The 8,304-nt window shown below is 47.8% G+C and carries 5 protein-coding genes; all 5 read right to left on the minus strand.

All coding sequences use genetic code 11. The features are described 5' to 3' along the window. Positions 1-224: 224 nt before the first annotated feature. The gene (meaB, locus tag A3735_RS06380; RefSeq protein WP_068513969.1) at positions 225-1,220 is read right to left on the minus strand and encodes a methylmalonyl Co-A mutase-associated GTPase MeaB; all 996 of its coding nucleotides are present in this window, start codon (positions 1,218-1,220) and stop codon (positions 225-227) included. A 9-nt stretch (positions 1,221-1,229) separates the two neighbouring features. Then, positions 1,230-3,380 carry a methylmalonyl-CoA mutase gene (gene scpA, locus A3735_RS06385; protein ID WP_068513972.1) on the minus strand — a complete coding sequence of 717 codons (2,151 nt, stop codon included), beginning with the start codon at positions 3,378-3,380 and terminating at the stop codon, positions 1,230-1,232. Between the two features lie 51 nt (positions 3,381-3,431). Continuing rightward, positions 3,432-3,839: a methylmalonyl-CoA epimerase gene (gene mce / locus A3735_RS06390; RefSeq protein WP_068513974.1), complete on the minus strand. Its 408-nt coding sequence runs from the start codon at positions 3,837-3,839 to the stop codon at positions 3,432-3,434. An 11-nt stretch (positions 3,840-3,850) separates the two neighbouring features. Beyond that, positions 3,851-6,712, minus strand: coding sequence for a biotin/lipoyl-containing protein (locus A3735_RS06395; RefSeq protein WP_068513978.1), 2,862 nt, complete (start codon positions 6,710-6,712; stop codon positions 3,851-3,853). Then, the coding region (locus A3735_RS06400; RefSeq protein WP_197485710.1) for an acyl-CoA carboxylase subunit beta at positions 6,712-8,304 on the minus strand (1,593 nt) is incomplete at its 5' end. The genes A3735_RS06400 and A3735_RS06395, both read right to left, overlap by 1 nt.

Consider the following 8,304-nt stretch of genomic DNA (forward strand, 5'->3'; position numbering starts at 1 on the left):
ACGAGTACCTTGAAAAGTGTAAGAAAGAGCGCCTTAAGCTAAAGGACGATTTGCTTGCGATTATCAAGAAAACAACAGCATAATATTTAGCTTAGTTTGTTATCAAGCCCGGTTACTTAATCGGGCTTTTTTAGTTTAGCGTTGGCAGATATATTCGAACCCTTGCCTGTCGTGATTAGCTCAGGCTGATAGCAATAGGGTCCTCGCTAAGGGGCGGTAAATAGTCAAGACGGGTCTTGTTTGTTGAGAAATAACTGAATGATTTGATGTGCTGCAGAGTAGGGGGTTACACTATTTTCCTGCACAGCTGAGCGGAGCTTAGGTAGTGCTGATTGAACTGGAGGGTGACTTTTAAGCTCCTGTTCCAACATATCTTTTACCAAGGTGTTCAACCATTCTCTATTTTGTCGGGCGCGTTTATCCTCAAATAGATTAAGGCCTTCTTCATTGGAGTGGCTTTTGCCTTGTTCCTGGTAGTCCAGAATCATGTCCCATACAGTCTCAATTCCGGTGTTCTCAAGAGATGAGCAGGTGAGAATTTGAGGTTTCCAAAAACCATCGTGCTGTAAGAGGTGAAAGGCATTACTGTAGTGGTTTTTGGTTTGCTGAGCCAAGCCTTGGTTAGGACCATCACTTTTGTTAACGACTAAGGCATCCGCCAGCTCCATAATGCCTCGTTTGATGCCTTGTAAGTCATCTCCAGCGTTAGGAAGCATCAATACGAGAAAGAAATCGACCATCGAGGCGACTTCATACTCGGATTGGCCTACACCAACGGTCTCTACGAGTATTACATCGTAGCCGGCGGCTTCGCATAGGAGCATTGTCTCACGGGTTCTAAGCGCGACGCCACCTAGCGCGCCTTCAGAAGGGCTGGGGCGAATAAAGGCATTGTCTTCACGGGCAAGTTTTTCCATGCGGGTTTTATCGCCAAGGATACTTCCTCCACGTAGAGGAGAGCTGGGGTCGACAGCGAGTACAGCTACCTTTTTTCCATTAGCGATCAGATGGCGACCAAAGGCTTCGATGAAGGTAGACTTTCCCACCCCCGGTACGCCACTGATTCCTATACGAAGGCTATTTCCGGTATCTGACAATAGCTCATTCAAGACTTGTTGAGCAGCCGCTCTGTCTTGGTCGCGCTTGCTCTCGACCAAGGTAATAGCTTTGGCTAGTGCTCGGCGCTGGCCTTTTTTGAGTTGCTCAAGATCGATATTCATACCAGGAAGCTAGGCAGACTCATTGATCGCCGTTAGCACTTGGCGAACACTATAAGGCACTTTTGTACCAGGCCCGAAGATTCCTTTAACTCCTGCCTGATAGAGTGTGTCGTAGTCTTGTTTAGGGATCACTCCCCCGGCAATAACGATAATGTCGTCCGCGCCTTGATTTTTGAGCGCCTGAATGAGCTCAGGAACTAGTGTCTTGTGTCCTGCAGCTTGTGAGCTGACACCGACGGCATGCACGTCATTTTCGACGGCTTGCTTGGCGACTTCTTCAGGGGTTGAAAACATAGGGGATAGGTCGATATCAAAGCCCGCATCGGCAAATGAGGTGGCAATAATTTTAGCACCCCTGTCATGGCCGTCTTGGCCCATTTTACAGACCAGCATTCTTGGGCGCCGACCTTGGGCTTTCTCAAAGGCTTCAATATCAGACTGTATTGCTTGCCAGTCTTCATCGCCCTCATAGGAGGCGCCGTAAACGCCGCTAATAGTGCGAGATTCCGCCTGAAAACGTCCGTATATTTCTTCCAGAGCATCAGAAATTTCGCCAACAGTCGCGCGTAAGCGAGCAGCATTTACGCTCAATTCTAGCAAATTGCCTTCACCTGTTTTCGCTGCCTCAGTCAAGGCTGTAAGCGCTGCTTTAACCGCATCAGAATCTCGATTTGTACGAATCGATTCCAAGCGCTTGATTTGTGACTCGCGTACAGCCACATTGTCTACTTCAAGTATATCCAGGTCATCTTCATGATCGAGCTGGTATTTATTGACACCAACAATGACATCTTCACCGCGATCAATGCGTGCTTGTTTTTTCGCGGCACTTTCTTCAATTCGCATTTTTGGAATGCCATGTTCTATGGCACTTGCCATTCCACCTTTTTCCTCGATTTCTTCAATTAATTCCCAAGCTCGATCAGCAATCTGCTGCGTGAGACTTTCCATCATGTAGGAGCCCCCCCAAGGGTCTGCAACCTGAGGAATACCTGTTTCTTCTTGAAGGATGATCTGAGTATTTCGCGCAATACGGGCAGAGAATTCTGTTGGTAGTGCAACCGCTTCGTCCAGAGCATTGGTGTGCAGTGACTGAGTGCCACCAAATACCGCAGCCATCGCCTCGATGGTGGTACGAATCACATTGTTGTAAGGGTCTTGCTCGGTCAAAGACCAGCCTGATGTTTGCGAGTGGGTTCGAAGCATAGAAGATTTGGGGTTCTTAGGTCCGAACTCATCCATAATCTTATGCCATAACAAGCGACCGGCTCTGAGCTTGGCGATCTCCATATAGAAGTTCATGCCAATGCCCCAGAAGAAGGAAAGGCGAGGCGCAAAGGCATCGACGTCCAAACCAGCTTTCAGTGCAGTTCTAACATACTCTCTGCCATCGCTAAGTGTGTAGGCTAGTTCCAGCGCTGCATCAGCACCGGCTTCCTGAATATGGTAGCCGGAGATTGAAATGCTGTTAAAGCGAGGCATGTTCTCGGAGGTGTAGCCGATAATATCGCCAATAATCCTCATGGATGGTTTTGGTGGGTAGATATAGGTATTGCGCACCATAAACTCTTTCAGAATGTCATTCTGAATCGTGCCTGAAAGCTGTTCTTGTGAAACGCCTTGCTCTTCTGCTGCAACGATGTAGCTAGCCAGGATTGGCAAGACTGCGCCGTTCATGGTCATGGATACCGATACTTTATCAAGCGGAATGCCGTCGAAAAGAATTTTCATATCTTCGACTGAATCAATCGCCACACCTGCTTTACCTACATCACCCGTTACGCGTGGGTGGTCTGAGTCGTAACCTCGGTGAGTCGCTAAATCAAAGGCAACTGATACGCCTTGTGCACCGGCAGCCAGGTTTTTGCGATAGAAAGCATTTGACTCTTCTGCGGTGGAAAATCCTGCGTATTGGCGGATGGTCCAGGGGCGGCCGGCGTACATCGTTGCCATTGGGCCACGTACAAAGGGAGCCATACCGGGAAGTGTCTGGGTGTGAGGCAGGTCTTTTGTATCTTCCTCGGTATAGAGCACCTTAACGGGAATACCTTCTGGCGTCTGCCAGGTCATTTCATCCGGACTGACCCCTTTCATTTGTTTGGTCGCAAGCGCTTCCCATTGCTCGAGTTGTGCGGCTAAATCAGGCTTTTTATCAGACATAGTATTTCTCGTTAAGTAATAGCTGCTCTATTGTTATGCTTATGTAAGTGCTTACTGATCCATGGGTTGGTTAAGCTCTATTAAAATGCCGTCGGCACTTTTTGGGTGGATGAAGATCACTTTACAATTGTGCGCACCAGGTGAAGGTGCATCGGAAAGGAATTGATAACCCTTTGCCTTCAAACGCTCAACATCCGCTTCGATATCGTCGCTGCGGAAACAAAGGTGGTGAATGCCACCGCCTTTCTTTTCCAAGTATTTCTGCACAGGGCCTTCACCGTTAAGTGGGTGAATCAATTCAATACTGGTTTTCTCAACGTCTAAAAACGCAGCACTGGTTTTTGCTTCAGGTACATCTTCCTGGCCTTTAAGGTTCAAGCCGAAGTCTTCCGCAAAGCGCTCTATGGCTTTCTGTAAATCTGGCACTGCTATCGCAATGTGGTCTAAGCCTGTAATCATTGTTTATTCTCCTAAATATTCGCCAAAAACTCAGTGCAAGCTTTGGTTTGTCTGTCTTTTATCTGCTCGTCTGTTTCAATAACGATTTCTTCATCAGGAACAATTTTGAACAGTGGCTGACCCTTCTTAATAATGGTGCCATCGTCTTCAAGCAGCACTTTAGCAATGGTGCCAGAGAACGGCGCAGCTATTTTATTGAACATCTTCATGACTTCAACGATATAGAGCGGATCTCCCGTCTCAAAGTGCTGGCCTTCCTCAATAAAGGGAGGCATATCAGGCGCTTCGCGCGAATAGAACATACCGCCTGAGCTGGCGAGAATCTCATCACTTTTCGCGACAGGTGGTGGTACTAGGACCTTCGCCATCGCTTCCTGATAATCTTTATTGGTTAAGTTCTCAGGAATGACTAAGCTCAGGTCATCAGCGACTTTCAGTTCGAAGAAACCTGTCTTGGCGGCTATGTATGGCAGTAATAGTAGTACTCTGCAGCCAGCTTGATAGCCTGCGTGGGCAGCTTTGATTGCGGCCCAGGTCGCTGTATCAAAATCGCTGTGCTTGGCAGCTTTTAGGGCTTTGTCTAAGTCGTTGAAGTTGCAAATATCCAGTTTTTCTTCAAGTGTGCTATAGAAGGAAAGTGCATCGCTGAGGATTTCCTGGTCATGATCCCAGATCATGGTGGCCGCTGGGTTCTCTCGTTTGTTTCCCGGGTGAAAGTCCATGTTAAGGAAGTGATAAGTTTCATCCAGGACTTTAATCGGGTTTTCTATCCAGGAGACCTTGCCCTTCTTATCAACCGAGAAGTGAGTTTGATGCATGGCCAACCAGCCGGATAACAAGTGTGGTTCAAGCATTAAGTGCTCAACCGGACGTGTAAGCAATAGGTGCTTGCGTTGCAATACGCTTTGCATTGCAGTCTTGTCGTCCTTGGATTTAAGGCTAGCAATATTTGCTTGGCAGACTTCAGCATAAACCTGGTTCAGGTCGTATTGCTGTGCCTGTTTTTTTAACGCGCCTACAGCCGTTAGATAGGGAACGATAAACTGGGTTGTTGGTTTCGCATGAATATTGTTGCCCATTATCCAGTTGACCAAGCCGTAATGGAATTCAAGGTTGGTGCCTAGATCCTTACCTTCCAGCTTAGTGCGGCGAAGTACTTCAGACATTTGTTCAAAGCTTTCCAGACGATTGTTGCCAACAGTCAGGAGTAGGGCGATATTACTATCGTAAGCACCGGCCAAGTGATAGGACATGAATACATCTGTATCAGGGTTGTGAAGACTGATGCCCTGGTCGTCACGAATTTCGCCATCAAGCGAATCTGACCAATGTTCAATCAAACCACCTGCATGGGGTGCCAAAGCTTGGTTAGTTGCATTAAGGCGGGCTTCAACCGAAGCATTATGACGCAATACGCGCTCGGGCTTGGGTAAGCGCTTGCCGTGTGCAGCGAGTAATACCATGGCCTCGACCAATGAGTGCACCGTAAAACTGTCATCAGCGTTGTCGGGGTTGACGAATTTCAGGCTATAACAGAGCTCTGTAACGCGGTGTTCAACCTGAATTCGGGTGTTCATTTCCATAAAGAAGTGTTTGTCGCGGTCAACGATACACTCGAAGGTGGATACGTTGTCCAAACCTACAGCCTGACCAAATACTTCGGATTCTTTTTCCATCGCCTGAAGGGTTTTGATCTCCTGGCTAAGGATTTTAGATTCGGCTTCACTACCGCGATGCAACGACTCTGTAAGCGCATGCTGTAAATCTTCGGTCGTAACCGATATTTCAAGCAGCTTTTGCTCGTGCATCTGCAAAGAGCAATCACGACCGCCCAAAGCCAGTGCCCATTCACCATTACCGATCACCTGGATTTCCTGGTGACGAGTGGTTTCGATATTCAACTCGACAAGAATATTCTTGTTGTCGCCTTGGCCTGTCGCTTTTACCTCGTTGAGGATCTCAAGTACTAGAGAAGGTGCTTCATCTGCTGCTTGGCTTAAGCGCTCTTCGATGCTGCCTTTAAAGCTTGAAGGGCTGGAGAGTATGCGTTGGCCTTTACCGCCGCCACCGCCGATGCATTTCAGGCGAATACGGTTTTCAGGGTACTCCTGGCCAATCTTGATTACTTGCTCGCGGATGGTTTCCTGAAGCTCTGCCACGCTATAAAGGTCGATGCCTTTTTTGTAGCCTGCATCAAGCACGACGTCGGCTTTATCTTCAATTGAGTCGGCATTTTCAAAGCGTTCTTGGTTGAGTGCTAAGCCTTCTTTTTTGACTAAAGACAGTAGCGCCTTTTCATCGCTATGCTTTTTAAGGAGTGTCAAGGCAGTAGCATTGTTGATTCCAGGCGTTACACTGACGCCGACTTGCAATGCGGTGCGCTTCGCCTCGTCTTTTAGGCCTGCTTTATGAACCGTTTCCGAGCAAGGGCCAATAAAGTTCAGACCGGCTTCTTCCATTGCGCCAACCATCGCTTCGTCTTCGGCCATAAAGCCGTAGCCGGCAAAAATAGCGTTATAGTTGTTCTCTTTAGCAATGCGAATGATCTGTTCTATGCGCTGAACACGCTCTTCTTTATCTGCGCCGCTGTAGTCTGGCACACGGTGAATGCGGTCAGGATTGTTGATTTGGCGCAGTTCTGGCGCCAAGGCATTTTGATAAACAATACTGTCTTTTTCAGACAATAAGATACCGCAATGCGTCACTCCCATTTCTGCAAATACATCCATTGCTTCTTTACGAATAGGGCCACGACAAATGATTAAGGGGCGAATGTCTTCACACGAGAAGCTACGTACCCAAGTGCTGTCTGATTGGCCTAAACGACGGTCTTGATGAGTCAGCGGGTTGTTAAGGTAATGTTCGTTACTCATTAGAAAGACTCCCTTTGTACGCCGCCGAGTGGCTCAGGTGTATAGTGTGATAAGTGGAAATTGAGCTGTTCGCACAAGACCTTGCGCATGTCTCTGGGCATAACAATTTGAGAGATCGACCCTAGGCTCAACGCCTCATTTGGGTTCATCAATTCTTCTTCATAGCGTTTTGCGAGTAAGGCTTCTTGCTCAGCGCCCCATTCGGCACTTTGCTCGCCTGTCTTAACCGCACCGCGAATAGCGCGTAACTCCTTCTTATAGACAAATTCTACACCTGCTGGTCCCATTACGGCTGCTCTGGTAGAAGGCAGGGCGCATACAAAGTCTGCACCTGTCTGATAGCAGTTGTAAGAAGCGTAAGCACCACCGAAAGCGTTACGAATGATCACCAAAAAACGAGGCGTTCTTAGGTCAATAATTGAATCAAGCATTGCTCTACCTGCTTGCACAATACCGTTTGATTCTTGATCTTTACCAGGTAAGAAACCCGTTGTATCTTCCATAAAGATGACAGGGATATTGTAAAGGTTACAGAAGCGGATAAAGCGTGCATTCTTATAGGCTGCATCAATATCAATCTGGCCTGAAGACACGGCGCTGTTATTGGCCAGAAAGCCGACCACATTGCCACCCATTCTACCCAAGGCTGTAACCGTGTTACGTGCACGCTCTTCCTGAATTTCAATAAAGTCGCCATGGTCGCAAAGTTGCTGGATCATGATAGTGACATCAATAGGCGTATTGAAACCGGTTGGGCTATTGAAGGCCTTCTTCAGCAGGATGTCGATATCCCAGGTCTTACGATCAATCGGATCGGACGTTTCCTGATAGGGTGCTAACTCGGAATTGTTGTTCGGAAGATATTTGAGTAGTTGGCGAACTTTCTTCAAGGCGCTGACTTCATCTTTTACCACGATATCTGTGACACCACTTTGGCTATGTACGCCAGGGCCGCCAAGCTCGTCAGGCGTTACATCTTCACCGAGTACACTTTTCACCACACCAGGGCCTGTTAGGCCAAAGAATGTATCATTTGGCTGAATCATAAAGCTACCTTGGCGTGGAAGGTATGAACCACCACCGGCATTAAAACCAAACATGCACATAATGCTAGGTACAACACCGCTGATCTTTCTTAAAGCGGTAAAAGCTTCGGCGTAACCGTCTAGACCGCCGACTCCGGCGGGGACGTAAGCGCCGGCACTATCGTTTAGGCCCACTAAAGGAATCTTTCGTTTACCCGCAAGCTCCATTAAGCGGGCTAGCTTAGTGCCGTTGGTGGCATCCATAGAGCCCGCCCTGACGGTGAAATCGTGACCGTATAAGGCAACGTCTCGGCCGTCTATTTTTACGACTGCCGTGACGATTGACGCGCCATCTAGATTTTTACCCCAGTTCTGGAACAGTACCTTTGGGTCTTCATCTGTTAGAACTGAAATACGTTCCCATATCGTCATTCGCTTTTTACTGTGTTGACGCGTAATGGCCGTTACACCAGCAGCTTTTCTTGGGCGCTGCATCAGGTCGTAACCTTTACGGAGAGTTTCTTCATAAAGTCCGGGGTTTTCTGCATTTTGCCCGGGGATTCTAAA

It is taken from the genome of Oleiphilus sp. HI0061, from assembly GCF_001635675.1.

Bases quoted from the DNA above. Each gene is read 5' to 3' on its own strand.
- mce (WP_068513974.1), bottom strand. From the start codon at position 3,839: ATGATTACAGGCTTAGACCACATTGCGATAGCAGTGCCAGATTTACAG.
- scpA (WP_068513972.1), bottom strand. From the start codon at position 3,380: ATGTCTGATAAAAAGCCTGATTTAGCCGCACAACTCGAGCAATGGGAA.
- A3735_RS06395 (WP_068513978.1), bottom strand. From the start codon at position 6,712: ATGAGTAACGAACATTACCTTAACAACCCGCTGACTCATCAAGACCGT.
- meaB (WP_068513969.1), bottom strand. From the start codon at position 1,220: ATGAATATCGATCTTGAGCAACTCAAAAAAGGCCAGCGCCGAGCACTA.